At 66.7% G+C, this 25,773-nt stretch carries 23 protein-coding genes and 1 pseudogene; 10 read left to right on the top strand and 14 right to left on the bottom strand.

From position 1 onward, the window contains the following. Positions 1–93 precede the first annotated feature (93 nt). From RZR99_RS16885 to RZR99_RS16865, 5 genes and pseudogenes are all read right to left on the bottom strand, one after another. On the bottom strand, positions 94–2,340 hold the full coding sequence (locus RZR99_RS16885) for a RelA/SpoT family protein (protein WP_407655463.1): 2,247 nt from the start codon (positions 2,338–2,340) through the stop codon (positions 94–96). A gap of 39 nt (positions 2,341–2,379) precedes the next feature. Next, entirely contained in the window at positions 2,380–2,733 is a 354-nt protein-coding gene (locus RZR99_RS16880) for a RidA family protein (protein WP_323120911.1), read from the bottom strand. A 75-nt stretch (positions 2,734–2,808) separates the two neighbouring features. Continuing rightward, positions 2,809–3,717 (bottom strand): annotated as a pseudogene (locus RZR99_RS16875) (alpha/beta fold hydrolase); the annotation flags it as partial. 598 nt (positions 3,718–4,315) lie between these two features. Continuing rightward, positions 4,316–4,957 (bottom strand): CoA transferase subunit B, encoded by a 642-nt coding sequence (locus RZR99_RS16870; RefSeq protein WP_323120910.1) that lies wholly within the window; start codon positions 4,955–4,957, stop codon positions 4,316–4,318. Position 4,958: 1 nt separating this feature from the next. Further along, the gene (locus RZR99_RS16865) at positions 4,959–5,663 is read right to left on the bottom strand and encodes a CoA transferase subunit A (protein WP_323120909.1); all 705 of its coding nucleotides are present in this window, start codon (positions 5,661–5,663) and stop codon (positions 4,959–4,961) included. A 245-nt stretch (positions 5,664–5,908) separates the two neighbouring features. On the opposite strand from RZR99_RS16865, the gene RZR99_RS16860 reads away from it, so the two are divergent. Beyond that, a complete protein-coding gene (locus tag RZR99_RS16860; RefSeq protein ID WP_323120908.1) occupies positions 5,909–6,454 on the top strand; it encodes a LuxR C-terminal-related transcriptional regulator in 546 nt (181 codons plus the stop codon). Positions 6,455–6,562: 108 nt separating this feature from the next. Here the strand turns inward: RZR99_RS16860 and RZR99_RS16855 are convergent, their stop codons facing one another. Further along, positions 6,563–6,994 (bottom strand): acyl-CoA thioesterase, encoded by a 432-nt coding sequence (locus tag RZR99_RS16855; protein WP_323120907.1) that lies wholly within the window; start codon positions 6,992–6,994, stop codon positions 6,563–6,565. 29 nt (positions 6,995–7,023) lie between these two features. Further along, positions 7,024–7,800, bottom strand: coding sequence for an SDR family oxidoreductase (locus RZR99_RS16850; protein ID WP_323120906.1), 777 nt, complete (start codon positions 7,798–7,800; stop codon positions 7,024–7,026). 107 nt (positions 7,801–7,907) lie between these two features. Here RZR99_RS16850 and RZR99_RS16845 point away from each other — a divergent pair, with 107 nt between their 5' ends. Next, positions 7,908–9,653 carry an electron transfer flavoprotein-ubiquinone oxidoreductase gene (locus RZR99_RS16845; RefSeq protein WP_407655462.1) on the top strand — a complete coding sequence of 582 codons (1,746 nt, stop codon included), beginning with the start codon at positions 7,908–7,910 and terminating at the stop codon, positions 9,651–9,653. 256 nt (positions 9,654–9,909) lie between these two features. On the opposite strand, the gene RZR99_RS16840 is transcribed toward RZR99_RS16845, so the two are convergent. From RZR99_RS16840 to RZR99_RS16825, 4 genes are all read right to left on the bottom strand, one after another. Next, the gene (locus RZR99_RS16840) at positions 9,910–11,367 is read right to left on the bottom strand and encodes a glycosyltransferase family 9 protein (RefSeq protein WP_323120904.1); all 1,458 of its coding nucleotides are present in this window, start codon (positions 11,365–11,367) and stop codon (positions 9,910–9,912) included. Between the two features lie 27 nt (positions 11,368–11,394). Next, the gene (aroC, locus tag RZR99_RS16835) at positions 11,395–12,495 is read right to left on the bottom strand and encodes a chorismate synthase (protein WP_323120903.1); all 1,101 of its coding nucleotides are present in this window, start codon (positions 12,493–12,495) and stop codon (positions 11,395–11,397) included. Between the two features lie 192 nt (positions 12,496–12,687). After that, positions 12,688–14,622 (bottom strand): MFS transporter, encoded by a 1,935-nt coding sequence (locus RZR99_RS16830; protein ID WP_323120902.1) that lies wholly within the window; start codon positions 14,620–14,622, stop codon positions 12,688–12,690. A gap of 162 nt (positions 14,623–14,784) precedes the next feature. After that, a complete protein-coding gene (locus tag RZR99_RS16825) occupies positions 14,785–15,249 on the bottom strand; it encodes a CBS domain-containing protein (RefSeq protein ID WP_323120901.1) in 465 nt (154 codons plus the stop codon). 154 nt (positions 15,250–15,403) lie between these two features. Between RZR99_RS16825 and RZR99_RS16820 the strand changes: the two genes are divergently transcribed. Continuing rightward, the gene (locus RZR99_RS16820; protein WP_323120900.1) at positions 15,404–15,724 is read left to right on the top strand and encodes an Mpo1-like protein; all 321 of its coding nucleotides are present in this window, start codon (positions 15,404–15,406) and stop codon (positions 15,722–15,724) included. A gap of 18 nt (positions 15,725–15,742) precedes the next feature. Here the strand turns inward: RZR99_RS16820 and RZR99_RS16815 are convergent, their stop codons facing one another. Continuing rightward, positions 15,743–17,053, bottom strand: coding sequence for a YihY family inner membrane protein (locus RZR99_RS16815; protein ID WP_323120899.1), 1,311 nt, complete (start codon positions 17,051–17,053; stop codon positions 15,743–15,745). An 87-nt stretch (positions 17,054–17,140) separates the two neighbouring features. Between RZR99_RS16815 and wrbA the strand changes: the two genes are divergently transcribed. The 4 genes from wrbA to RZR99_RS16795 are packed head-to-tail and all read left to right on the top strand — an operon-like array spanning position 17,141 to position 20,435. Then, positions 17,141–17,737: an NAD(P)H:quinone oxidoreductase gene (wrbA, locus tag RZR99_RS16810; RefSeq protein WP_323120898.1), complete on the top strand. Its 597-nt coding sequence runs from the start codon at positions 17,141–17,143 to the stop codon at positions 17,735–17,737. Continuing rightward, positions 17,734–18,129, top strand: coding sequence for a DUF2069 domain-containing protein (locus RZR99_RS16805; RefSeq protein WP_323120897.1), 396 nt, complete (start codon positions 17,734–17,736; stop codon positions 18,127–18,129). Before wrbA ends, RZR99_RS16805 begins: the two co-directional genes overlap by 4 nt. Before the next feature lie 22 nt (positions 18,130–18,151). Continuing rightward, positions 18,152–19,570 (top strand): FAD-binding oxidoreductase, encoded by a 1,419-nt coding sequence (locus RZR99_RS16800; protein WP_323120896.1) that lies wholly within the window; start codon positions 18,152–18,154, stop codon positions 19,568–19,570. Between the two features lie 31 nt (positions 19,571–19,601). Further along, entirely contained in the window at positions 19,602–20,435 is an 834-nt protein-coding gene (locus RZR99_RS16795; RefSeq protein WP_323120895.1) for a metallophosphoesterase, read from the top strand. Positions 20,436–20,450: 15 nt separating this feature from the next. Here the strand turns inward: RZR99_RS16795 and RZR99_RS16790 are convergent, their stop codons facing one another. Then, positions 20,451–20,603: a hypothetical protein gene (locus RZR99_RS16790; protein WP_323120894.1), complete on the bottom strand. Its 153-nt coding sequence runs from the start codon at positions 20,601–20,603 to the stop codon at positions 20,451–20,453. A 129-nt stretch (positions 20,604–20,732) separates the two neighbouring features. Beyond that, positions 20,733–21,674: a LysR family transcriptional regulator gene (locus RZR99_RS16785; RefSeq protein WP_323120893.1), complete on the bottom strand. Its 942-nt coding sequence runs from the start codon at positions 21,672–21,674 to the stop codon at positions 20,733–20,735. Between the two features lie 158 nt (positions 21,675–21,832). Here RZR99_RS16785 and RZR99_RS16780 point away from each other — a divergent pair, with 158 nt between their 5' ends. The 3 genes from RZR99_RS16780 to RZR99_RS16770 are packed head-to-tail and all read left to right on the top strand — an operon-like array spanning position 21,833 to position 25,767. Continuing rightward, a complete protein-coding gene (locus RZR99_RS16780; RefSeq protein ID WP_407655461.1) occupies positions 21,833–23,347 on the top strand; it encodes an efflux transporter outer membrane subunit in 1,515 nt (504 codons plus the stop codon). Between the two features lie 12 nt (positions 23,348–23,359). Further along, positions 23,360–25,567 carry an FUSC family protein gene (locus RZR99_RS16775; protein WP_407655460.1) on the top strand — a complete coding sequence of 736 codons (2,208 nt, stop codon included), beginning with the start codon at positions 23,360–23,362 and terminating at the stop codon, positions 25,565–25,567. Then, positions 25,564–25,767 carry a DUF1656 domain-containing protein gene (locus RZR99_RS16770; protein ID WP_323120892.1) on the top strand — a complete coding sequence of 68 codons (204 nt, stop codon included), beginning with the start codon at positions 25,564–25,566 and terminating at the stop codon, positions 25,765–25,767. The genes RZR99_RS16775 and RZR99_RS16770 overlap by 4 nt, the downstream gene beginning before the upstream one ends. Positions 25,768–25,773: the final 6 nt, after the last annotated feature.

The raw sequence follows: 25,773 nt of genomic DNA, 5'->3' as shown, positions 1-25,773 counted from the left end.
GGTGAAATTATATGGAGCTCTTTAATTCTTGGCAAGTGCTTTGGTGCAAATTCTTCAAAAAACTTCGCATCCTCTTGCCGAGCCCCTGCTCCGTCAGGTCTTGCGCGTCGCCCGCACCACGCCCGCGACCTCGCCGAGCAACGCGCAGGCGCGCTGCACCTGCGAGGAGTTCGACACCTCCACGGTAAATTGCATGAATGCCGCATTGCGGCGGCTCTGGGTCTTCACCCCGACCACGTTCATCTTCTCGCGAGCGAACACTTCGGAAATATCGCGCAGCAACCCCTGACGATCGCTCGCCTCGATCATCAGATCGATCGGGTACACCGACACCCCCCGGCCGCCCATCACGTCGGCCGACCAGGTGGTCTGCAGCACGCGCTCGGGCGCGCGCTCGGCCATCCGCACGAACGTCGCGCAATCGCTGCGATGGATCGACATGCCCTTGCCGCGCGTGACGAACCCGCTGATCGGATCGGGCGGTGCGGGACGGCAACAGCGCGCGAGCTGCGTGAGCAACGCATCGACGCCGACCACCAGCACGCCCGTCGACGCACCGTGCGCGACGCTCGCGCCGCTGCTGCGCTTCTCGAACTGCTCGGGCGACTCCGTTTCGGGTTCGGGCGGCGGCACATCGGACAGCGCATGCTCGACGTTGCGCAGGCTGAACTCCTCCTTGCCCACCACGGAGAACAACTCGTCGGGCGCCTTGAAACCCAGTTTCGCCGCCAGATGATCGAGGTTCACCGAGGTCTTGCCCTCGCGCTGCAAGGTCTTCTCGACAAGCGCCCGCCCGCGCGCGATATTTTCCTGATGCTCGATGAGGTTGAACCACGCGCGCACCTTTTGTCGCGCGCGCGGGCTATGCAGGTAGCCGAGCTGCGGATTCAGCCAGTCGCGAGACGGACCGCCCTCCCTCACCGACACGATCTCGACCGTCTGTCCGTTTTGCAGCGGCGTATTGAGCGGCACCATCGCGCCGTCCACGCGCGCGCCGCGGCAGCGGTGCCCCAGTTCGCTGTGCAGGTAGTACGCGAAATCGACGGGAGTCGCGCCCTGCGGCAGCGCGATCACGCGCGCCTGCGGAGTCAGCACGTAAATATGGTCGTCGTCGAGCGAGGTCTCGCGCAATTGCGCCCAGGCCTCCCGTCCCCCCATCGCGTCGGGCGAACCGCCTTCCTCGACCTCGCCTTTCCACGCGAGCAACTGGCGCAGCCACGCGATCTTCTCGTCGTACTTGTCGCTCGCGGCGAACTGGCCGCCGTAGCCGCGCGTGCCCGCCTCCTTGTAGCGCCAGTGCGCGGCGACGCCGTATTCCGCGAAGCGGTGCATTTCCTGAGTGCGGATCTGCACCTCGAACGCACGGCCGTCGTCGCCGATCACGACCGTGTGCAGCGACTTGTAGCCGTTCGGCTTCGGCCGCGAAATGTAGTCGTCGAATTCTCTCGGGACCGGCTGCCACAGGTGATGCACGATGCCCAGCACCGTATAGCAATCCTTGATGTCGGGCACGATCACGCGAAACGCGCGCACGTCGTACAGCTCGGAAAAATCGAGTTCCTTGCCGCGCATCTTGCGCCAGATGCTGTAGATGTGTTTCGGCCGGCCGCTGACCTCGGCGTGGATGCTCGCCGCGGCAAGCTCCTGCTGCAATCGTTCGATCGCCTGCATGACATACGCTTCGCGCTCGATGCGCTTTTCGTCGAGCAGCTTCGCGATACGCTTGTAGGTTTCCGGATTCTCGAAGCGAAACGCCAGATCCTCCAGTTCCCACTTCAGTTGCCAGATGCCGAGACGGTTCGCGAGCGGCGCGTAGATGTCGAGCGTCTCGCGGGCGACGTCGGCCGACGGCGCGATCTTCGCCGCCGCGTAATAGCGCAGCGACTGCAGCCGCGACGCGAGCCGGATCAGCACGACCCGGATATCCTGCGCGAATGCGAGCAGCATCTTGCGCAGCGCCTCGATCTGCGCGCGCCTTGCGGCCTGCGCATCGCGGCCCGTTTCCGACATCGCGTTCTGCGCGGCCCGCATGCTGGCCGTGCCGAGCCTCAGGAGCTTGCGCACATCGGCGACGAGCCGCGCGACTTCGTCGCCGAAGCGGGCGGCGATCACGCCCTCCGGATCGTCCAGGTGCGGCGTCAACGCGAACAGCGCGGCGGCCTGCACCGCCGGCGGATCGACGTTGAGCGTGCGCATGATCGAGGCCGTGCCCGCCGCGTGATCGGCGAGCCGTTCGCCCGACGACAGCCGCACCTCGCCCGCGTGCTCGCGTACGAACGCGAGCACGTCGTCGAAAGACGGTGTTGCGGCCCCCGCCGCAGGCGCGTGATCGGACATCATCGCGCCGAATTACGTGAAGCTGTCATGACAACCCGCTGCTCAGCTCCGTTGCGCCGCCACGACGACCACTTCGACCAGGCATTCCGGGTTCGCGAGCTTCGCTTCGACCGTGGCGCGCGGCGGCGTCGCGCCCTGTGCGACCCATGCGTCCCACTCGACGTTCATGCCCTGGAAATGCACCATGTCGGCGATGAAAATCTGCACCGACAGCAGATGCGACTTGTCGCTGTTCGCTTCCGCGAGCAAGCGGTCGATGTGGCCCAGCACTTCACGCGTCTGGCCCGAGATGTCCTGCTTCGTGTCTTCTGCGATCTGGCCGGCCAGATACACGGTGCCGTTGTGGATCGCGATTTCGGAAAGACGGGGACCGACGTGGTGACGAGTAACTGCCATGGAAATTCCCGGATAAGAAAATGGATCGGAGCACGACGCGACAGTTGCCGAAGCCCTGCCGCGCCGAACTGCATATTATGACGCGTGCGACGGCGCTCCGATGAAAAAACGGCGGGCGATCGCGATCTCGCCGGCGCTCAGGAAGGCCGGCGCATGACCCGCGCCGGCAATCTCGACGCTCGTGACCGCCTTGCCGCGCGCGATCATTTCGCCGACCGTCTCCCGCGACAACAAATCCGATTCCGCGCCGCGCACAACGAGCAGCGGTCCCGCGAACGCCTCCAGCGAACGCCATAGAATCGCTTCGCCAAGTGCATTCATTTCCGGCGTGACAGCCTTCACCGGCTCGGCAATGCGCGGATCGTAGCGGACGGCCCACGACCCGTCGTCGTCCCGGCGCAACAGCGGCCGGTTGATTTCGCGCCATTCGTCGGGTGTCAGCGGACCGAACGACAGCGCGAGCGACGCCAGATGGTCGACCCCCTCCTGTTCGGTCGCGAAGCGCATGTTGACCCCCAGATAGTCGCCGATTCGCGCCAGCGCCGCCGGCTCGATGTGCGGACCGATATCGTTGACGATCATCTTGCCGATCGGCGAGCCCGGCAACCCGCCGAGCGCCAATCCGATCAGGCCGCCCATCGACGTGCCGAACCAGTCGACGGTCTCCACATCGAGCCGTGCAACGAGCGTCACCATGTCGGCTACGTACTGAGCCACGCCGTAGCGCTGCGGATCCGCAAGCCAGTCCGACTGCCCGCGCCCCGCCACATCCGGACATACCACCCGGTAGACGTCCGACAGCGCAGCCGCCAGCCGGTCGAAATCCCGGCCCGAGCGGGTCAGCCCATGCACGCAGACGAGCACGCGCGGATTCTCCGGATCGCCCCATTCCGTATACGCGACGCGATGCAGGCCAGTCGGGCTCGCACACTGGACGCGGCGCGCGCAGGGCGATTCGGAAACTGATGCGGTCGACGACATCGGGATACCCTCGAAAAAGAGAAGCAGGATTCAGACGCGGACCCATCGATGACGGTCCGCGGGTGCGGCCTGGACGATCGATTGTAGTCCGCTTCGTGAAAAGAAGACGAATGCGGCCGTCGTTCCATTTCGCACCGCGGAGCGCACGATTCGCCCACCGCGACATGCGCAGCCGGGCCACCCCTCTCTATCGACGGCAAGAGTCAATTCATCGATTGGCGCGGGTCCATTACATCACTCATCGTGTCTGCCGCCAAAGGGCAAGGGGGTAAAACGCGTGATCATTTCCCCACGACGGACCCACGCCGTTCGCCGACGCTCGCCCATCGGCGATCGCGCAGCGCCGCCGCCGCGCCTGCCGCAATATCGGCGGCCGGGGCGGGCCGCGCGCTGCCGCCGACTCCGCCGCGGGCGATACACGCCGCGCCAGGCCCGGACGCACCGTCCTCCGTCGATCCAGCGCAGTCGGCGACATCGCCCGCCGCTAGGAATGCCTCTCCCTCCGACGCAGAATGAAAAACGCCCCGCATTCTCCCGAATGCGGGGCGTTCTGCCGCCCTTCCGTTGCCGGTCGCGCAACGCGCAACCGGGGACCGGCCTGTTACGAGACCGCGCTGACGTCGAGCGGCGCGCCTGTCTTGGCCTTGATTTCGTCGACCGTCACGCCGTCGGCCAATTCGATCAGCTTCAGTCCGGCCGGCGTCACCTCGATCACGCCGAGATCCGTGATGATCAGATCGACCACGCCGACGCCCGTCAGCGGCAGGTTGCAGGCCTCCAGGATCTTGTGCTGATCGCCTTTCGCGACATGCTCCATCAGCACCACGACGCGTTTTACGCCCGCCACCAGATCCATCGCACCGCCCATCCCCTTGATCATCTTGCCGGGGATCATCCAGTTCGCGAGGTCGCCGCTCTTGCTGACCTGCATCGCGCCGAGAATCGCCAGGTTGATGTGGCCGCCGCGGATCATCGCGAACGAGTCCGCCGACGAGAAGATCGACGAACCGGGCAAAGTGGTCACGGTCTGCTTGCCCGCGTTGATCAGGTCGGCATCCACTTCCTCCTCGGTCGGCGACGGGCCGATGCCGAGCAGCCCGTTCTCCGATTGCAGCCAGACCTCGACGTCGGCGGGCACATGGTTGGCCACCAGGGTCGGCAGCCCGATACCCAGGTTGACGTAGAAGCCGTCCTGCAATTCCCGCGCCGCGCGCGCGGCCATTTGGTCACGATTCCAAGCCATGTCACTCTCCTTTCGCGCGGACGATGCGTTGTTCGATACGTTTTTCCGGCGTCGCATTCAGCACCAGCCGCTGCACGAAGATACCGGGCGTATGGATGTGGTCCGGGTCGAACGCGCCGTTCTCGACGATCTCCTCGACCTCCGCGACCGTGATCTTGCCCGCCATCGCGCACATCGGATTGAAGTTGCGCGCGGTGCGCCGATAGATCAGGTTGCCGGACTTGTCCGCCTTCCACGCCTTGACGAGCGCGACGTCGGCCGTCAGCGACGGCTCCAGCACGTACTGGCGATCGCCGAACTGGCGGGTTTCCTTGCCTTCCGCGATCACCGTGCCGTAGCCCGTGTTGGTGAAGAACGCCGGAATACCCGCGCCGCCCGCGCGCAGCTTTTCGGCCAGCGTCCCCTGGGGCGTGAATTCGAGCTCGAGCTCGCCCGCCAGATACTGACGCTCGAACTCCTTGTTCTCGCCGACGTACGACGAGATCATCTTCTTGATCTGCCGCGTTTCCAGCAAGAGCCCGAGGCCGAATCCGTCGACGCCCGCGTTGTTGCTGATGCAGGTGATGCCCTTCACCGCCGAATCGCGCAACGCCGCGATCAGCGCTTCGGGGATTCCGCACAGGCCGAAACCGCCGACCGCGAAGGTCTGTCCGTCACGGACGATGCCCTCGAGCGCGGCGGCCGCGCTTGGATAGACTTTGTTCATCTGTATGTCCCTTCCTCTATGGAAACCAGCCAAACCGGTTCGCGCGGTGCGTGCCGGGCGAACCCGCCGCACCATTCTAAGCACCCGCGGCAAAAGCTGCCGCGACGACGCATTCTGTCTCGCGACCCACGCCGCGACTGCCTGAAAGGGTACGATGCAGGCGGGATCCGGCACAATACGCAAAAGTACATAAGCGTTTGCCGCCATCGGCGTCGGGCGCTTTTTCCTGCCTGCCCGCCCAAGCCATGCCCGCTCTCGACTACCAGACCGCCTTCCACCTCGCGCCGATCGGCCTCGTGCTGTCGCGCGACCGGATCATCGAAGACTGCAACGACGAACTGGCCGCCATCTTCCGCTGCGCGCGCACCGATCTGATCGGCCAGTCGTTCCAGGCGCTGTATCCGTCGCCCGATGAATTCGAACGGATCGGCGAGCGGATCTCGCCCGTGATGATCGCGCAAGGCAGCTACGCGGACGACCGCATCATGAAGCGTACCGGCGGCGAGCTGTTCTGGTGCCACGTGACGGGCCGCGCGCTCGATCGCACCGCGCCGCTCGCGGCGGGCGTCTGGACCTTCGAGGATCTGAGCGCGACCCGCCGGGTCGCGGTGGCGCTGACGCCGCGCGAGCGCGAAATCGCCGCCCAACTGGCAACCGGCAAGACCAGCAAGCAGATCGGGAGAGTGCTCGACATCAGCTCGCGGACCGTCGACATCTATCGCGCGCGACTGATACGCAAGTACGGGACGGGCAATACGGCCGAGCTGCTGCAGCGCCTGCTCGGACATTGAGCGGCATGGACGCCGCGGCGTGAAGGAAAAAGCGGCGGGACAGGGGTGCCCGCCGCATAGGATCGGGAACCGAATCGCGGCGTTCGCGGACCGGCGCCCGGGGATCCGTCAGGAAGTCTGACGCTGCAACGCGGCTTCGATCGTGTTGCGCAGCAACTCCGGCAGCGGCACCGATTTGCCCAGCGCGTAATCCACCCACACGCAGCGGGCGTTGCCGCGCGCGTACACATGCTGCGGATCGTCGGCGCGGGTCAGCTCGAAACCGGTGTCGAAGCTGCTGCGGCCGGGCTTCGCCGCCGACATCTTCGCGATGACGTCGCCGGGGTAGTGCAACTGCTTCAGGAACTCCATCGACGCGTTGACGAGGACAGGCCCCTGCCCTTCGCCGTTGCCGCCGGCAATGCCGACCTGCTCGAACCACGAGATCCGCACCTGCTCCATATAGCGGAAGTACACGGTGTTGTTCACGTGGCCGAATGCGTCCATGTCGCCCCAGCGGATCGGCATCGACATTTCAAAAACAGGGGTGTAATCGTTCATCGGATTCTTCTTGCGAAAATCAGGCTGCTTCAGGCAATCCCGAAGCCATCGTCGGCTGAAATGATCGAGCCGTTGATGAACTGCGACTCGTCGGCCGCGAGCAGCAACAGCAGGCCGTCGAGATCCTGCGGTTTGCCGACGCGCCGGCGCGGCAGTATCGACTGCAGCTTCTGGCCCTGCTCGGTTTCCCACAGGTAATGATTGATCTCGGTATCGATATAGCCGGGGCAGATCGCGTTGACGTTGATCCCGTGGCGGCCCCATTCAAGCGCCATCACGCGGGTCATATGCACGACGGCGGCCTTGCTCATCGCGTAAAGGCCGATCTGCGACAATGCCCGCAGCCCCGCTACCGACGCGATGTTGATGATCCGGTACGAGGGCTTGCCGTTGCCCTTGCCGCGCATCATCATCCGTTTCGCCACTTCCTGCGCGACGAAAAACGCGCCGCGGGTGTTGGTGTCGAACACGGAGTCGAAATCGGCGGGCGTCACGTCGACCAGCTTCTGCATCGTCGACACGCCCGAGTTGTTGACCAGGATGTCGATCGTGCCCGCTTCGGTTTCCGCATGGGCGACGGCCGCCCGGATGCTCTGGGAATCGGTGACATCGAGCGACACCACGTGCGCCGCGCCGCCCGCGGCCTCGATTTCCGCACGCAATTCCTTCAGCCGCTCGACGCGCCGGCTCGCCAGCACCACCTTCGCCCCCGCCTGCGACAGCACCTGCGCAAAGCGCTGGCCCAGCCCGCTGGACGCGCCGGTAATCATCGCCACTTTGCCTTCCAGATTGATCGAACGACCCATTACGGTTCCTTCCTTCAATGACGTGACGCCGTGCCGCACGCATCGCGGACGCACGCGCGCACCTTATCACAAAAATAGAACGATCGTGCTAATCTAACCGCATTCTGTTGCGGCGAGCGTTTTGTTTCGCCGACAATACGCTCCCGAATAAAAGCATTCTAACGGTTAGAGGAACGTCCATGACCCCCGCAAGCCTCATCGAGCAATACGGTCCGCGCGAATCGATGGAATATGACGTCGTGATCGTGGGCGGCGGCCCCGCCGGCCTGTCCGCAGCCATTCGGCTCAAACAGCTCGCCGCCGAAAAAAGCGTGGAAATCGGCGTGTGCGTGCTCGAAAAAGGTTCGGAGATCGGCGCGCATATCCTGTCGGGCGCGGTGATGGACCCGCGGGCGATCACCGAACTGTTCCCCGACTGGAAGGAAAAAGGCGCGCCGCTCACGGTCGACGTGACCGAAGATCGCTTCCTGTTTCTATCCGAGAAAGGCGCGACGCAGGTACCGAACTGGGCGCTGCCGGACAATTTCAAGAACCACGGCAACTACGTGATCAGCCTCGGCAACGTCACGCGCTGGCTCGGCCAGCAGGCCGAAGCGCTCGGCGTCGAGATCTTCCCGGGCTTTCCGGCGGCCGAGGTCCTCTACAACGACGACGGCTCGGTCAAGGGCGTCGCGACCGGCAACATGGGGATCGGCAAGGACGGCGAGCCGACCGAGAACTTCCAGCTCGGCATGGAACTGCACGCGAAGTACACGCTGTTCTGCGAAGGTGCGCGCGGCAACCTCGGCCGCCAGCTGATGGACAAGTTCAAGCTGAACGCGAACTGCGATCCGCAGGCATACGGCATCGGCATCAAGGAACTGTGGGAAATCGATCCCGCCAAGCACAAGCCCGGCCTGGTGATGCACACCGCCGGCTGGCCACTCGCGTCCGATACCTACGGCGGTTCGTTTCTGTATCACATGGACAACAACCAGGTCGTCGTCGGTTTCGTGGTCGGCCTCGGCTATACGAATCCCTATCTGTCGCCGTTCGAGGAATTCCAGCGCTACAAAACCCACCCGGCGATCCGCGCGATCCTCGACGGCGGCAAGCGCGTGTCGTACGGCGCGCGGGCGATCACGGCGGGCGGTCTGCTGTCGCTGCCGAAAACGGTGTTTCCGGGCGGCGCGCTGGTCGGCGACGATGCGGGCTTCCTGAACGCGTCGCGAATCAAGGGCAGCCATGCGGCCATCAAGACCGGCATGCTGGCCGCCGACGCCGCGTTCGACGCCGTGCAGGCCGGCCGCCAGGCCGACGAGCTGACGGCCTACCCCGACGCGTTCAAGACCTCCTGGCTGTATGGCGAGCTGTATCGTTCGCGCAATTTCAAGCAATGGATGAGCAAGGGGCTCTATCTCGGCACCCTGATGGTCGGGCTCGAACAGAAGGTGATGGGCGGCAACGTGCCGTGGACCCTGCACCACAAGCACGCCGACCACGAAATGCTGAAGCCGGCGTCGCAGTGCCAGCCGATCGAGTATCCGAAGCCGGACGGCAAGCTGACGTTCGACCGGCTGTCGTCGGTATTCATCTCGAATACCAACCACGAGGAGAACCAGCCGGCCCATCTGACGCTGAAAGATCCGACCGTGCCCGTCAACGTCAACCTGCACACCTATGCCGGCCCGGAAGCGCGCTTCTGCCCGGCCGCCGTGTACGAGTTCGTGAAGGCTGACGACGGTGCCGAGCGTCTCGTCATCAATGCGCAGAATTGCGTGCACTGCAAGACCTGCGACATCAAGGATCCGACGCAGAACATCGTGTGGGTCACGCCGGAAGGCGGCGGCGGGCCGAACTATCCGAACATGTGACGCGCGCGTCACGCTCATCCGGCCTGCCGGCGGGCGCCGCATCGGACGGCGCCCGTTTTTCACGGGCCGCGCGCGACGAGACTCACGAAGCGGCCCGCGCCTCCCGGCGCGCGCGCCCCGTTAAAAACGGGCGCCGTCCGCGGCGGCGCCCGCCGGCAGGCCGGATGAGCGTGACGCGCGCGTCACGCTCATCCGGCCTGCCGGCGGGCGCCGCAACGGACGGCGCCCGTTGTTCACCGGCCGCGCGCGACGAGACTCACGAAGCGGCCAGCGACTCCAGTCGCGCGCGCACCTTGGCAATCACCGGCGCCCACTCGCCAACCCGCGGCTGACGATAGAGCTCGATCGAGTCGTACCAGGGCGCCCGGCCCTCGCCGGCGCACCAGAACCAGGCGGACACGCGGTCGATCATCAGGCAGGTGGGCACGCCGAGCGCGCCGGCCAGATGGGCCGGACCGCTGTCGATCGTGACCACCAGATCGAGCTGCTGGGCGAGCGCCGCGACATCGTCGAAGTCCGCGGCGAACTGCGGCGTCGGGTCGTCGATCGCGATGCCTTGCGCGCGCCACGCGTCGACCACCGCGCCGCGCCCCGGCGACAGCGCGAAATAGGCGATACCCGGTACCGTCAGCAGTGCGCCGAACTCTCCGGGCGGAATCGAACGCCGCGCGTCGCGAAGGTGATTCGGATTGCCGTTCCAGACCAGTCCGACCTTGCGTCGGCCCTTCGCATGCGCTTCGATCCAGTCTCGCCAGCCCGCAACCGCGGCCGGGTCGGCACGAAGATAAGCGCGCCCCCAACCGCCGGGGCCGTCGACGCCGAGCCGCATCGGCACGCTCATCAATCCGCAGTGAAAATCCGGCGGGGTGACGAGCCCCGTCTCGAGCGTCACGCCGTCGGGCAACGCCCGCTCGATCAGGCCGCGCAGCGGGCCGTCATACCCGACGATCAGCCTGCCGCCCTCGGCCGCTGCACGGCCGGCGAGCCCAGGCAGGAAGCGGACTGCCCACAGACAATCGCCGTGCCCTTGCTCGCCGAGCACGAGAAGCGTCTTGCCAGTCAGGGATTCGCCGCGCCAGTCCGCGCTGACGGCGGCCAACGCCGCGCGGGCGGGAGACGCATTGGCCGGCAGGTCGAGGCGCGCCTCGTAGTGAGGCCAGCCACGCGCATAGTCGCCCTCGCGCAATGCCAGTTCGGCCAGATCGAAGCGGGCATACGGATTCGCTTCGCCAAGCGCCAGCACCCCGCCCAGCAACGCTTTCGCTTCGCCGAACCGCGCCTGCTCCTTCACGCAGAGCGCAAGCTTGTGCAGCAGTACCGGGTTGTCCGGCACGATGGCGATCGCCTCGCGCAGCACGCGCTCGGCCGCGTCGGACGCGCCGCGCGCATCCAGCGCCGCCGCGCGCCACATCAGTGCGTTCGCGTCACGCGGCTCGTCCGCCAGCAGACGCGACGACGCGTCGTCGACAAGCGGCCACGCGCGCAGATTGAACGCGGTCTGCGCAATCGCGGACAGCAGATGCGGGGAATCCAGGGAAGGGTCGAGCCGATACGCGGCAATCAGCGCATCCAGCGCCGGGCGTAAATCGTCGGGTGAGGCCGTGGCCAGCATCGCGCGTCCGAACGCGAGCCAATCGGCGGCCGTGGCGTCCGGCCGGGCCGTCCGCTCGCGCAGGACGTCGAGGGGATTACCGGATGCGGGTGGGGATTTCATCCGCGCCGGTCGCCGGCCAGGCCGCGATCAGGGGGCGCTCGCAGCGATCTTCGGGGTCGTGGTCGACACGTCGCCGCATTGCGCACGGTGCCGCAACGCATGATCGATCAGGACCAGCGCGAGCACCGACTCCGCGATCGGCGTCGCACGAATCCCGACGCACGGATCATGGCGCCCGAAGGTCTCGACGACAGCCGGCTCGCCCGCCTTCGTGATCGAGCGGCGCGGCGTGCGAATGCTCGAGGTCGGCTTGATCGCGATCGACACGGTGAGATCCTGCCCCGTCGAAATCCCGCCCAGCACGCCGCCGGCATGATTGCCGACGAACCCGTCGGGCGTCAGTTCGTCGCCGTGCACCGAACCGCGCTGCGCGATGCTTGCGAAGCCCGCGCCGATCTCGACGCCCTTCACCGCATTGATGCCCATCATCGCGTGCGCGATATCGGCGTCGAGGCGGTCGAACAGCGGCTCGCCCCAGCCCGCCGGCACGCCGGACGCGACGACGTTGATCCGCGCGCCGATCGAGTCGCCGTCCTTGCGCAGCGCGTCCATGTAATCCTCGAGCGTCGGCACGATGTCGGCGTTCGGCGCGAAGAACGGATTCTCACGCACATGCGACCAGTCGACGAACGGCACGTCGATTTCACCGAGCGCGCTCATGTAGCCGCGCACTTCCACGCCGAAGCGCTCGCGCAGCCACTTCTTCGCCACCGCGCCCGCGCCGACGAGCGGTGCCGTCAGGCGCGCCGACGAACGGCCGCCGCCGCGATAGTCTCGAATACCGTACTTTTGCCAGTAGGTGTAATCGGCGTGGCCGGGGCGGAAAGTCTCGGCGATGTTGCCGTAGTCCTTGCTGCGCTGGTCGGTATTGCGGATCAGCAGCGCGATCGGCGCGCCGGTGGTCGTGCCTTCGAACACGCCGGACAGGATTTCGACCTGATCGGCTTCCTGGCGCTGCGTAACGTGGCGGGACGTGCCGGGCTTGCGACGATCGAGTTCGAGCTGGATGTCGGCTTCCGTCAGCGTCATTCCCGGCGGACAGCCGTCGATCACGCAGCCGATCGCGGGACCGTGCGATTCGCCGAAGGTCGTGACAGTGAAAAGCGTACCGAGGGTATTGCCGGACATGGGCGCCGTCCAAAGAGAAAGTCGGGAAAACGATATTATGCCAGCGGCCTCGCGCGGCGCGGGAACGGGCTGGGCGAGAGCCGGGCACGTGGATGCGGCTCGGACGGGCTGTGTACCCGCCCCGACCGGCCGCCGCGAGACGTCGCCGCCCCTCGCCGCGACAATCCGCAGGATATCGACCGGTCGCGCCGGCTACTTGCGCGCGCCGCGCAATTCGGCGACCGCCGCCTGCAGCACTTCCGGCGTGGCCGCCGCAGACGGCATCGGCTCGCCGACCGCGAGGGTCAGCCGGCTCATCACGCCCTTCCGGGCCGGCCTCGGCCAGCGCGCATCCTGATGCCGCGAGAACACGCTCCCCCACAGCCCCCGCAGCGCCATCGGCACGACGGGGACGTTCGCGCGATCCAGGATCTCGGACACGCCGTGGTGGAACGGATTGAGATCGCCCGTCTTCGTCAGCTTGCCCTCCGGGAAGATGCACACCAGTTCGCCGTCGTTGAGCGCCGCTTCGCACGCGTCATACGCGCGCTCGAGCATCGCGGCATCCTCGTGGCGCGGCGCGATCGGGATCGCCTTCGCGTGTCGGAACACCCAACTGGCGAAGGGTTTCGCGAAGATGCGGTGGTCCATCACGAAGCGGATCGGCCGCGGACTCGCCGCCGCGATCACCAGCGCGTCGACATAGCTGACGTGATTGCAGACCAGCACCGCGCCGCCCTCCTCGGGAATGCGCTCGGCATGGACGAGACGGATCCGGTAGAAGGTATGCACGAGCGCCCACGCGACGAAGCGCAGCAGGAATTCGGGCACCAGCAGATAGATATACGACGCGACCGCGACGTTGAGCAGCGCCGTCACGAGGAAGATGCCCGGGATGCCGACGCCCGCCTTCGTGAGCAGCATCGCCATCCCCGCGGACACGATCATGAACAGCGCGTTGAGGATGTTGTTCGCGGCGATGATCCGCGCGCGATGCGTCGGCGCGCTGCGGCTCTGGATCAGCGCATACAACGGCACGCTGTAGAAGCCGCCGAACATCGCGAGCAGGAACAGGTCGGCAAGAATCCGCCAGTGCGCCGCGTGGCTCAGGAATTCGCCGATATTCAGCAGATGGGTCTGCGCCGGCAGCGCATGGCTCGCGAAATACAGCTCGATCGCGAACACGCTGATGCCGATCGACCCGAGCGGGACGAGCCCGATCTCGACCCGCCGGCGCGACAACCTTTCGCACAGTAGCGAGCCGAGCCCGATGCCGAACGAGAACGTCGCGAGCAGCACCGTGACGACGTCCGGATTCGCGGACAGCACGTCCTTCGCGAAACTGAAAAACGACGTCAGGAAGGTCGCACCGACGAACCAGAGCCACGAGATGCCCAGCAGGCTCAGGAACACGGTACGGTTCTCGCCGGCAAGCCGCAGGTTGCGCCAGGTCTCGGAGAACGGGTTCCAGTTGATGACGAGATCCGGCTGCGGAGCGGGCGTCGCCGGCACCTTCGACGAGACCAGCCGCCCGATCAGCGCGATCCCGACGCAGCACACCGCCAGCAGCACCTCGCCGCGCCCGGCGATGCCGGCCGCCGCGCCGCCGATGAGCGTGCCGATCAGGATCGCGACGAAGGTGCCCATCTCGACGAGACCGTTGCCGCCCACCAGTTCGCGGTCGTCGAGATGCTGCGGCAGATACGAGTACTTGACCGGCCCGAACAGCGTGGAATGCATCCCCATCATGAACGTGCACAGATAGAGCAGCGGCGCGCTGTGCGTCACGAAGCCCGCCGCGCCGATCAGCATCAGGGCGATTTCGAAAGTCTTGACGAAACGCGTCAGGCGCGCCTTGTCGTATTTGTCGGCGATCTGCCCCGACGTTGCCGAGAAAAGCACGAACGGCAGGATGAAGATCGCGGAAATCAGGAACGCGGCGGTTTTCGCATCGACGCCGCTGAAGCGGGCCGTCTGATAGGTGACCAGCGACGTGAAGCCGATCTTGAAGACGTTGTCGTTCAGCGCGCCGAAGAACTGCGTGAGGAAGAACGGCGCGAAGCGGCGCTCGCGCAGCAAATCGAATTGCGACGTGTGCGGACGGCGCGCGCCGCGCTCCCCGGTGGAAACGGAAGTTTGATCGCTCATGCGCAAGAACGCCCGCGCCCCGCTGCGACGCGATCGCGCACGTTACTCAGTGAAACAACGGAGTGGTGGAACCCGCCGGCTTCGCGGCGGGGCATCGGCGAGCGCACGCGCAGGCATGCGCTCGAAGACCCGCTGCCTGCACGGCACGCGGGCACGTCGGACTCAGGTCGCCAGCGGCTTGTGCGCCTCGCCTTCGGGCTCCGGCCAGTCGCGGATATACGCTTTCAGCATGCGGTTCTCGAAGCTCTGCGCCTCGACCACCGTCTTGGCGACGTCATAGAACGAAATCACGCCCATCAGCACCCGCTGGTCGAGCACCGGCATGTAGCGCGCGTGCCGTTCGAGCATCATCCGGCGTACTTCGTTGACGTCGGTTTCCGGCGTGCAGGTGAGCGGCTCGTCCATGACCTTGCGAACCTGCGCCTCGCCGATGCTGCCGCCGTTTTCCTTCAGACGCAGGATGATTTCGCGGAAGGTGAGCATGCCGACGAGATCGCCGTACTCCATCACCACCAGCGAACCGATATCGTGCTCCGCCATCGCATCGACTGCTTCGCGCAGCGGTGTATCGGGCGTCACGGTAAAAAGCGTATTGCCCTTGACTTTGAGAATGTCGCTGACGCGCATCGTTGTCCCCTAGTGCATTCATGCATAACTGGCTTTCGATCCTAGCGGAAAGCCTGTTAAAAGGAAAGCGCACGCGCCGCGCCGGTTGCGGCCGCGCGCGGGACGCCGCACAATGGAATCATGAGCGCCCGGCACGCCGCTCGAGGAGACCGTCATGGCACACCCCGTCCCCACGGATCATTTCGCGAGTTTCACGCAGTTCTACCCGTTCTACCTGGATGAACACCGCAACATCGTGTCCCGGCGGCTGCATTTCATCGGCTCCCTCGGCGTGATCGGCTGCGTCGCGATGGCGATCGCGACGGGCGACTGGCTGTGGCTGCCGGCCGCCGTCGTCTGCGGCTACGGCTTCGCCTGGGTCGGACACTTCTTTTTCGAAAAGAACCGCCCCGCCACGTTCCGCCACCCGATCTACAGCCTGATGGGCGACTGGGTGATGTTCAAGGACATCTGCGTCGGCAAGATCTCGATCTAGCCGACCCGGCCGCGCCCGTCAGGCCGGCCTCGGCGGCAGCGCGGCGTCGGCCGGCGCCGCCGCGGCCGCGCCTCGGTTCGCGGCGGTGCGGCGTGCGAGCAGCGCCGCGAGCGGCACTTCCAGCTTCTCGCTCGCCAGCGCATCCAGCAGTGACGCACGATCGATCTGCGTTTTGCTGCGCTGCAACTGGTAGACCAATTCCCCCCGGTCGACGACCATCACGTCGAACAGGTCGGCCACCGTCAGTTCGTCCGGATTCGCCAGCATCACGAAGCGCGGCGCGGCATCCCGCTCGTTTTGCAGCCGCGCGACCCATTCCCGTTCCTCCATCGTCGCGAGCAGGCGCTGCGCCGTCTCCATGTCGCAGCGCACCATCAACGCGAGCCGGGCCGCGGTATGGCCGGCCCGGCCCGCCTCACGGGCCTCGGACAGGCGCGACAGCAGTTCCAGCGAATCGAGCAGATCGCTGCCCGGATACTGGATCCGGTGGAACTGGCCGATCCGGATCGCCGGCAGCGCCGACGCGATCATCGCGCCGGCCAGCGCGATGAACCAGCTCAAGTACATCCACAGCAGAAACATCGGCACCGCGGCGAAGGCACCGTACACGGCGGTATAGGTCGGGATGCGCCGCACGTAATAGCCGAAGCCGCGCTTCGCCAGCTCGAACGCGATCGCCGCGCAAATGCCGCCCACCACCGCGTCGCGCCACGCGACCGTGCAGTTCGGCAGATACACGTACAGCAGCGTGAACGCGAGCACGGTCAGCGGCAGCGACGCGGCCGTCAGCAGCCATTCGAAGATCGGCGGCGTGGTCGACGACCCCGCAAACGCCAGCGACTGCGTGAACAGATACGAGGAAATCGACAGGCTCACCCCGAACAGCAGCGGCCCGAGCGTGATCAACGCCCAATATGCGAGCACCCGCTGCGCGAACGGGCGCGGCTTGCGCACCCGCCAGATCACGTTGAACGCCGACTCGACCGTCATCATCGTCATCACCGCCGTGACGACGAGCACGATGATCCCCGCCGTCGTCAGCCCCTTGGCCTTCGATGCGAACTGGTTCAGGTACTTGAAGATCTGGTTGTTGAACTGCACGGGCATCAGGTGATCGGCGAGGAAGCCCTGCAGCGAGTTCTGGAACGACGAGAAGATCGGGAACGCGGTAAACAGCGCGAACGCGACCGTGACGAGCGGCACGAGCGCCAGCATCGTCGTAAACGTGAGACTGCCCGCGACCTGCGGAATGCGGTCTTCCGCGCTGCGCTTCGCGGCGAAACGCGCCAGGCGCTTGATGGTGTCGAGGTCGACGCTCAACTTCGGCAACGGCTTTCTCCTTCTGCTTGCACGACATGCGCCGCCACGCTCGGCAACGGCTTCAGCCCCTATAATAGCCGCTCACTCAAGAGGCCTATGAAAGACATCCTGGTGCTTTATTACAGCCGTCACGGCGCCACGCGCGAACTCGCGCTCGCGATCGCGGCGGGCATCGACGGCGTACCCGGCATGCAGGCACGCATCCGCACCGTGCCGCCCGTGTCCACCGTCTGCGAAGCGACGCAGCCCGAGATCCCCGCCGACGGCCCGCCGTACGCGGAGTTGCGCGATCTCGAGGAATGCGCGGGCGTCGCGCTCGGCTCGCCCACCCGGTTCGGCAACATGGCCGCATCGCTCAAGTATTTCCTCGACGGCACCACGCCGCAATGGCTGTCCGGCGCGCTCGCCGGCAAGCCGGCCTGCGTGTTCACGTCAACGGGCAGCCTGCACGGCGGGCAGGAATCGACGCTGCTGTCGATGATGCTGCCCCTTCTTCACCACGGCATGCTGATCGTCGGCATTCCGTATACCGAAAGCACGCTGACCACCACCCGCACGGGCGGCACCCCCTACGGCGCGTCGCACTTCTCCCGCGCCGACCAGGAAGGCATTTCGGCCGACGAAAAGACGCTTGCCGCCGCGCTCGGCGAGCGCCTCGCGCGCACCGCGCTGAAACTGGGCACCGTCTCGTGAGCGCCGCGCCCTCGCCCCTTCCGCCGAATGCCCGTCCCGGCTTCGCGCTCGCCGCGGCCGCGCTGCTCGCCGCGCTGATCGCGCTGTCGGTCGCGTGGGAGGTCTGGCTCGCGCCGCTGCGCCCGGGCGGCTCCGCGCTGATGCTGAAGGCGGTGCCGCTCGCGCTCGCGCTGCCCGGCGTATGGCGGCGCAGCGTCTATACGCTGCAGTGGGCATCGATGCTGATTCTGGTTTATCTTGCCGAAGGCATCGTACGCGGCATGACGGACCGCGGTTTGTCGGCGACGCTCGGCTGGCTGGAAACCGCGCTCGCCGCCGCCTTCTTCGCCGCCGCGCTCGCCTACGTCGCCCCTTTCAAGCGCGCGGCAAAGCGCAGCCGCCCCCGTTCCTGACCTTCTCGCCCCGCAGAACGCCATGACCTCCTCCGCCTTTCTGGACGCCTGCCGCCAGGCAATCGGTACCGACCACGTGCTGACCGATCCGCACGACACCGCCCCCTTCCTCACCGACTGGCGCCGCCGCTACCAGGGCTCCGCATGCGCGGTGCTGCGCCCCGCCGGCGCCGACGAGGTCGCGGCGCTAGTCAAGGCCGCTGTCGCGCACCGCGTGGCGCTCGTGCCCCAGGGCGGCAACACGGGGCTCGCGGGCGGCGCGACGCCCGACGGAAGCGGCGCGCAGGCGGTGCTGAGCCTGGCCCGCCTGAACCGCGTGCGAGCCCTCGATCCGCACAACAACACGATCACCGTCGAAGCCGGCGTGATCCTCGCCGAAGTGCAGGCGCGGGCGCGCGAAGCGGACCGCCTGTTTGCACTGAGCCTCGCGGCGGAAGGCAGCTGCACGATCGGCGGCAATCTTGCGACCAACGCGGGCGGCACCGCCGTGCTGCGTTACGGCAATGCGCGCGAGCTGTGCCTCGGGCTCGAGGTGGTCACGCCGCAAGGCGAGATCTGGAGCGGATTGCGCGGACTGCGCAAGGACAACACCGGCTACGACCTGCGCGACCTGTTCATCGGCGCGGAAGGGACGCTCGGCATCATCACCGCGGCCGTGATGAAGCTGCATCCGCGCCCCGCCGCCCAGGTGACGGCCCTCGCCGCGCTCGATTCGCCGCACGCGGCGCTCGATTTCCTGGCGCTCGCGCAGCGCGCGGCCGGCCCGCTGCTGACCGGATTCGAGCTGATGTCGGATTTCTGCATGAAGCTGGTCGGCAAGCACTACCCGCAGCTGCGCTATCCGTTCCAGCACACGCATCCGCAAACGGTATTGCTCGAACTGTCCGACAACGAAAGCGACACGCATGCGCGCGCGCTGTTCGAGAAGATGATGGAAGACGCGTTCGAAGCGGGCCTCGTGGTCGACGCGGTGGTCGCCGAAAACCTGGCGCAGTCGCGTGCGTTCTGGGATCTGCGCGAACATATCCCGCTCGCGCAGGCGGACGAAGGACTGAACATCAAGCACGACATCGCGGTGCCGATCTCGTCGGTCGCGCGCTTCATCGAGGAAACCGACGCCGCGATCCAGCAGACGGCACCCGGCGCGCGGATGGTAACGTTCGGCCACCTCGGCGACGGCAATCTCCACTACAACGTGCAGATGCCCGAAGGCGGCGATCCGAAAGCGTTTCTCGCCGAGTACCAGCAGCCGATCAACCGGGTCGTCTACGAAAACGTGCACCGGCACCACGGCACGATCAGCGCCGAGCATGGCATCGGCCAGTTGAAGATCGACGACGCGCAACGCTACAAATCGGCCGTCGAAATCGGCCTGATGCGCACGTTGAAAGCCGCGCTCGATCCGCTGAACCTGATGAACCCCGGCAAGGTGCTGCGCTAGCCGCGCGGCGATGCCGGAAGGAGCGCCGCCCATGAAAATCCGCGTCCTGTCCGACCTGCACCTCGAGGGCAACGAACCCGAGGCGATTCCGTACGCGCCGGCCGACCTCGTCGTGCTCGCGGGCGACATCCACAATCATGCGGAAGGCTTGCGCTGGGCGGCGGAAACCTTCGATCCGGCGGTGCCCGTCGTTTACGTGCCGGGCAATCACGAATACTACGACGGCGAATTCGGCGCGCTCGAGACCGCGATGCGCGATACCGCCCGCGGACTCGATCACGTGCATTACCTGAACCAGGCGGTCTACGCCGACCCGGCCGGCCGCTTCCGCGTACTCGGCACGACGCTCTGGACCGATTTCGCGCTGTTCGGCCGCGACGAGCCGACCCGCACGCAGGCGATCGATGCCGCCCGGCGGGTGATGCTCGATTTCAGGGGATTGATTCAGGTCGACTGGCCGCAGCCAGCGGCAGCGTGCAACGGCACACCGCTGCCCGGGCCGCGCGATTTCACGCCGGAAGATTCGCTCGCGCTGCATGCGGCGGCGCGAGCGTGGCTGGAAGCGGAGCTGGCGAAACCGTTCGCCGGCCGGACGATCGTCGTCACGCACCACGCGCCACACCGGGCGAGCCTGGCGGCGCGCTACGCCGACGATCTCGTATCGGCGGGCTTCGTCAACGACCTGGGCACGCTCGTGGGCACGCCCGTCGCGCTATGGGTTCACGGTCATACCCATACGTCGTTCGACTACACGGCCCGCAACGGCACGCGGGTGGTTTGCAACCCGCGCGGCTATCTGCATCGGCGCACGGGCGAGCGCGAAAATCCGGCCTTCGCGTGGGACAAGGTCGTCACGCTGGATTGACGCTAAACGATTCGCTCAGTGCGAGCGGCGGCCGTCGTCCTGCACGCGGCGCACGCGCACCGGTGCCGGCTGCAGTCGCGCCTTCATCGCGCGCAACACGTCGCGGAACGCGACGATGCCGACCACGCCCAGCAGCGCGCCCAAGCCCATCAGCAGATGCGTATTCATCGACATTCTCCCTGATCCAGCAGATTGCATGAATGAGACAGTAGCAAACTCCGCGCGACACGAAGGTAAAAAAGTGTTGCTGCAGATTCAAATCTCGTCAGATTCGGCCTGATCGAGGCCCAACCCGGCTCAGGTCGTGCGGACGAACTGCTGAAGCGCGGCCTCGTCGGCGTCGATCGTCGCCGGCAGTTCGTCGCGCAGGAAGTCGACCCAGGTGCGAATCTTGGCGTCCAGGTACTGGCGCGACGGATACAGCGCGTAGATGTTCATCTCGTGCGACCGGTACTCGGGCATCACCCAGACGAAATCGCCGTGGCGCAGCCCGGCGATCGCCGAATACAGCGGCAGCACGCCGATCCCCATGCCCTCGCGAATGCCGACGGCCAGCGCTTCCGCAACATTGACGCGAAACGGCGGCTCCGCGAGCGTGATGCGTTCCTCGCCGTTGGGGCCGGCCAGCGTCCATTCGTCCCAGTGAAAGCCGGGCGCGACCATCCCGAGGCAGACGTGATGGGCCAGATCCTCGGGCCGCCGCGGCACGCCGTACTTTTCCAGATAGGCGGGCGACGCGCACGCGACGCTGAAGGTCGCGCCGAGCCGCTGCGACACCAGCCCGGAATCGGGCAATTCGCGGCCGACCACCAGCGCCACGTCGTATCCTTCATCGAGCAGGTCCGGCGTGCGCTGCGCGAGCGTGAGTTCGACCTGCACGTCCGGGTAGCGCTGCTGGTAGCGCGATACCGCCGGCACCGTGTAATGCTGGCCGAGACTCGTCATGCTGTGGACCTTCAGCTTGCCCGACGGGCGCGCATGCGCATCGCCGGCCTCGGCTTCGGCCTGGTCCACATACGCGAGAATCTGCTCGCAGCGCTGCAGGTAGCGCTCGCCCGCCTCGGTCAGCGCGATGCGGCGCGTGGTGCGGTTCAACAGGCGGGTGCGCAGGTGCGCCTCCAGGTCGGAGACCGCGCGCGACGCATAGGCGGTCGTCGAATTGAGCTGCTGCGCGGCGGCCGTAAAGCTGCCGGCATCGACCACGCGGACGAATACACGCATGTTTTGTAGCGTATCCATGCTATTTCCCTATTGAATCCGGACCGATTGTTGCATAGATCCCCATAAATATTATCTCAGGATCTGTAAAAATGCCTTGCACCCTTACGGGTTTATCAAGCAATTCCCCAAAAAATATAATCACGTCCGAGTCATCTTTATCCGAAAGGGAGAAAATCGTGCAGTCTCCGGTAACAAGAGGGACATTTGCACTCGCGGTTCTTGCAATCTCATTAACAATGGCCGGATGCGCGAGCATGGGCAACGTTGCGCCGCAAGCAAAGCAAATCGATCCGGGCACGCTCGACGCGGGCGCGGCGATCCAGGCCGCCAACCGCGACGCGGGCTGGCCCGCGGCCGACTGGTGGCGCGCCTACCACGATCCTCAGCTGGATGCGTGGATCGCCGCGGCCCAAGCCGGCAACCCGTCGCTCGCCGCCGCGCAGGCGCGCGTTCGCGAAGCGCAGGCGCTCGCGCGGGTCGCGCATGCGGACGAACTGCCGCAGATCAGCGGCAGCCTTTCGCTGATGCGCCAGCACTGGCCCGACAACGTCTATTACGGCCCCGGCCCGCTCGCGAACGCGGACACCTGGAACAACACCGGCACGCTGAGCCTGACCTATCACCTCGACCTGTGGGGCCGGGACAAGAACAACGCCGAACGCGCGCTCGACAGCGCGCGCGCCTCCGCCGCCGACGCACGCGCCGCGCGCCTCGAACTCGAGACGAACGTCGTCCGCGCCTATATCGATCTGTCGAAGAATTTCGCGCTGCTCGACATCGCGCATCAGACCTACGACCGCCAGCACGAACTCGCCAGCCTGGCGCGCAAGCGCCTGCAGGCCGGTATCGGCACCCAGCTCGAAGTGAGCCAGGCCGAGGCGACACTCCCCGATTACGAACGCCAGATCGACGTCTACGAGGAAGCAGTCCAGCTCGGCCGCCATCAGCTCGCGGCGCTCGCGGGCAAGGGGCCCGGCGCCGGCGCGGCAATCACCCGTCCGTCGCTCGCGCTCGACGCGCCGGCGGGCCTGCCCTCCGCGCTGCCCGCCGACCTGATCGGCCGCCGCCCGGACGTGGTGGCCGCGCGCTGGCTGGTGAACGCGCAGGCGCGCGGAATCGACGTCGCGAAAGCCGCGTTCTATCCGAACGTCGACCTGCTCGCGTCGATGGGCGGGTTCGGCGTCACCGCGCCGTTCGCGGACTTCCTGCGGGCCATGAACGGCGGCTGGTCGGCAGGCCCCGCGCTGACGTTGCCGATCTTCGAGGGCGGCCGGCTCAGGGCACAGCTCGGCGCGGCGGCGGCGGGCTACGACGAGGCGGTCGAACGCTACAACCAGACGATCCTCGGCGCGCTGAAGGACATCGCCGACAACGTCGTGCGGATGCACTCGCTCGACACCCAGCAAAAGGACGCCGCCCGCTCCGTCGCGCTGACCCGCCGCTCGTACGAGCTGTCGCATGAAGGTTTCCGGCGCGGGCTGACCGATTACGTCAATGTGCTGATCGCGCAGAGCCAGCTGCTGCGCGCGCAGGAAAGCCAGACGCGGATCGAGGCCGAGCGGCTGGCCGCGCACGCGGCGCTGATGGCCGCGCTCGGCGGCGGGCTCGAAACGCCGGGCGACGCGCCGCCCGACACCGCGCGGACCGCACCGGCAGCGCACGCGCCCGCGTCTTCCGCAGCGGCCAGATAACGGAGCCCGATCATGTCCGCTTCCTCGCCCGCCCCGTCATCCGCGCCGCCGCGGCCGTCGCCGTTCGCCGCGCTGCGGGCGACGCTGAACGACTGGGCGCACACCGACGGCGCCGCCTGGCTGTATCTCGCCAAGGCGCTCGCCGCCGCGTTCCTCGCGCTCGGCGTATCGATGGTGCTCGACCTGCCCGCGCCGAAGACCGCGATGACGACCGTCTTCATCGTGATGCAGCCGCAAAGCGGCGCGGTGTTCGCGAAAAGCTTCTACCGGTTGATCGGCACGTTCGTCGGACTCGTCGCGACGCTGACCCTGATCGGCCTGTTTCCGCAGCAGCCGGTGCTGTTCCTGCTATCGGTCGCGCTGTGGGTCGCACTGTGCACGGCGGGCGCCGCGCGCAACCGCAACTTCCGCAGCTACGGCTTCCTGCTCGCCGGCTACACCGCCGCGCTGATCGGCCTGCCCGCGTCGCAGCACCCCGACGGCGCATTCATGACCGCGATGACGCGAGTCTCCGAAATCACGGTCGGCATCCTGTCGGCGGGAATCGTCAGCGCGCTGATCTTCCCGCAGTACACCGGCGAACAGATGCGCACGACGGTCCGCAAGCGCTTCGGCGCGTTCGTCGACTACGTCGCGGCGGCCCTGTCGGGCCAGCTCGACCGCGCGCACATCGAGAGCGTGCATACCCGCTTCGTCGCCGACGTGGTGGGCTTCGAGGCCGCGCGCAGCATGGCCGTGTTCGAAAATCCGGATACCCGGATGAAAAGCGGCCGGCTGTCGCGCCTCAACAGCGAATTCATGACCGCGTCGAGCCGCTTTCACGCGCTGCATCAGTTGATGAACCGGCTGCACGCGACCAGTGCTCAGGCGGTGGCGGCGATCGAACCTTACTTCCGCGAAATCGCCCCGCTGCTGACCCGCGCCGGCGAACCGGTGCGCTCGTCCGCCGACGCCGCGCAGGCAGCCGACCAGTTGCTCGCGTATCGCGACGCGCTGCCGCGCCGGATCCGCGCAACCCGTGCCGAACACGAGGCGCAGCCCGACTTCCCGATGCTCGACTTCGATACCGCGTCCGAGCTGCTGTACCGCTTCATCGCCGACCTGCAGGCCTACGCGGCCACCTATGCGTCGCTCGCGAGCAGCACGCACGAACGCGAACGCTGGATCGAGCGCTACGAGCCGCGCACCAACATGACGGCCGCCGTCATCGCGGGCGTGCGCACGGCGGTCGTGATGCTGATTCTCGGCTGGTTCTGGATCGAGACGGCATGGCCGAGCGGCGTCACCCTCGTGCTGAACGCCGCGGCGGTGTGCGCACTCGCGTCGTCGATGCCGCAACCGACCAAGATGGCGGCCCAGATGGGTCTCGGCACGACGCTCGCGGTCTTCACCGGCCTAATCCTGATGTTCGGCGTGTATCCGCACATCGACGGCTTCGTGCTGCTCTGCGCCGCGCTCGTGCCGTTCCTCGCGATCGGCATCTTCATGTCGATCAAGCCGAAACTCGCCGGCTACGGGGTGGGCTACCTGATCTTTTTCTGCACGCTCGCCGGCCCGGAGAACGTCACCCACTACGACCCGACCGGCTTCATGAACGACGCGCTCGCGCTGGTGCTGTCGATGCTGGTCTCGGCCGTCGCGTTCGCGGTGCTGTTCCCGCCGACCGCGCCCTGGCTGAAGAAGCGGCTGTTCGCCGACCTGCGTCACCAGGCGGTGGCGGCCTGTCACGCCCGCCTCGCGGGCCTGCGCACGCGTTTCGAGAGCGGCGCGCGCGACCTGATGTTCCAGGCGCACACGCTGTCCGCCGATCAGCCCGATACGCAGCGCGACGCGCTGCGCTGGATGTTCGCCGTGCTCGAAACCGGCAATGCGGTGATCGACCTGCGCAACGAGATCGCGATGCTGCCGCACGACGCCCGCTACGCGGCGACGATGCCGTGGCGCCGCGCGATCGACGCGGCACGCGACGCCGTCGCGGCGCTGTTCACGAAGCCGAACGCCGCGCACTTCGACCGCGCGCTCGCGGCAACCGTCGATGCGATCGCCGCGACCCAGCAGGCGCTCGTCACCTTCGCGCCGCCGCGCGACGAGCGCCACCAGTTGCAACGGCTGCTGAGTCACCTGCATTTCATCCGCTCGGCGCTGCTCGATCCGGAGTCGCCGTTCGATGCGCTGAACACCCGCCGTCCCCCGCCCGCTCAAGAAGGAACACCATCATGATGCCGCGCGAAATCGCCGTTCTCGATGCCTACATCCCCACCGTCGTGCTGATGTTCGTCATCGGCGCGATCGTGACCTGGGCGGTCGACCGCCTGCTCGCCTACACCGGACTCTACCGTCTCGTCTGGCACCCTTCGCTGTTCCGTGCCAGCCTGCTGGTCTGCATCTGCGGCGGATTGAGCCTCGCCGTTTACCGTTGATATGAA

It is taken from the genome of Burkholderia alba, from assembly GCF_034721475.1.
GTDB lineage: Bacteria > Pseudomonadota > Gammaproteobacteria > Burkholderiales > Burkholderiaceae > Burkholderia > Burkholderia alba.
Note: the sequence above shows the minus strand (reverse complement) of the source record. Positions and strands in the feature narration are given on the sequence as shown.

Coding starts and splice junctions, on each gene's coding strand:
- RZR99_RS16885 (WP_407655463.1), bottom strand. CDS start 2,340: ATGATGTCCGATCACGCGCCTGCGGCGGGGGCCGCAACACCGTCTTTC.
- RZR99_RS16880 (WP_323120911.1), bottom strand. CDS start 2,733: ATGGCAGTTACTCGTCACCACGTCGGTCCCCGTCTTTCCGAAATCGCG.
- RZR99_RS16870 (WP_323120910.1), bottom strand. CDS start 4,957: ATGGCTTGGAATCGTGACCAAATGGCCGCGCGCGCGGCGCGGGAATTG.
- RZR99_RS16865 (WP_323120909.1), bottom strand. CDS start 5,663: ATGAACAAAGTCTATCCAAGCGCGGCCGCCGCGCTCGAGGGCATCGTC.
- RZR99_RS16860 (WP_323120908.1), top strand. CDS start 5,909: ATGCCCGCTCTCGACTACCAGACCGCCTTCCACCTCGCGCCGATCGGC.
- RZR99_RS16855 (WP_323120907.1), bottom strand. CDS start 6,994: ATGAACGATTACACCCCTGTTTTTGAAATGTCGATGCCGATCCGCTGG.
- RZR99_RS16850 (WP_323120906.1), bottom strand. CDS start 7,800: ATGGGTCGTTCGATCAATCTGGAAGGCAAAGTGGCGATGATTACCGGC.
- RZR99_RS16840 (WP_323120904.1), bottom strand. CDS start 11,367: ATGAAATCCCCACCCGCATCCGGTAATCCCCTCGACGTCCTGCGCGAG.
- aroC (WP_323120903.1), bottom strand. CDS start 12,495: ATGTCCGGCAATACCCTCGGTACGCTTTTCACTGTCACGACCTTCGGC.
- RZR99_RS16830 (WP_323120902.1), bottom strand. CDS start 14,622: ATGAGCGATCAAACTTCCGTTTCCACCGGGGAGCGCGGCGCGCGCCGT.
- RZR99_RS16825 (WP_323120901.1), bottom strand. CDS start 15,249: ATGCGCGTCAGCGACATTCTCAAAGTCAAGGGCAATACGCTTTTTACC.
- RZR99_RS16820 (WP_323120900.1), top strand. CDS start 15,404: ATGGCACACCCCGTCCCCACGGATCATTTCGCGAGTTTCACGCAGTTC.
- wrbA (WP_323120898.1), top strand. CDS start 17,141: ATGAAAGACATCCTGGTGCTTTATTACAGCCGTCACGGCGCCACGCGC.
- RZR99_RS16800 (WP_323120896.1), top strand. CDS start 18,152: ATGACCTCCTCCGCCTTTCTGGACGCCTGCCGCCAGGCAATCGGTACC.
- RZR99_RS16795 (WP_323120895.1), top strand. CDS start 19,602: ATGAAAATCCGCGTCCTGTCCGACCTGCACCTCGAGGGCAACGAACCC.
- RZR99_RS16790 (WP_323120894.1), bottom strand. CDS start 20,603: ATGAATACGCATCTGCTGATGGGCTTGGGCGCGCTGCTGGGCGTGGTC.
- RZR99_RS16785 (WP_323120893.1), bottom strand. CDS start 21,674: ATGGATACGCTACAAAACATGCGTGTATTCGTCCGCGTGGTCGATGCC.
- RZR99_RS16775 (WP_407655460.1), top strand. CDS start 23,360: ATGTCCGCTTCCTCGCCCGCCCCGTCATCCGCGCCGCCGCGGCCGTCG.
- RZR99_RS16770 (WP_323120892.1), top strand. CDS start 25,564: ATGATGCCGCGCGAAATCGCCGTTCTCGATGCCTACATCCCCACCGTC.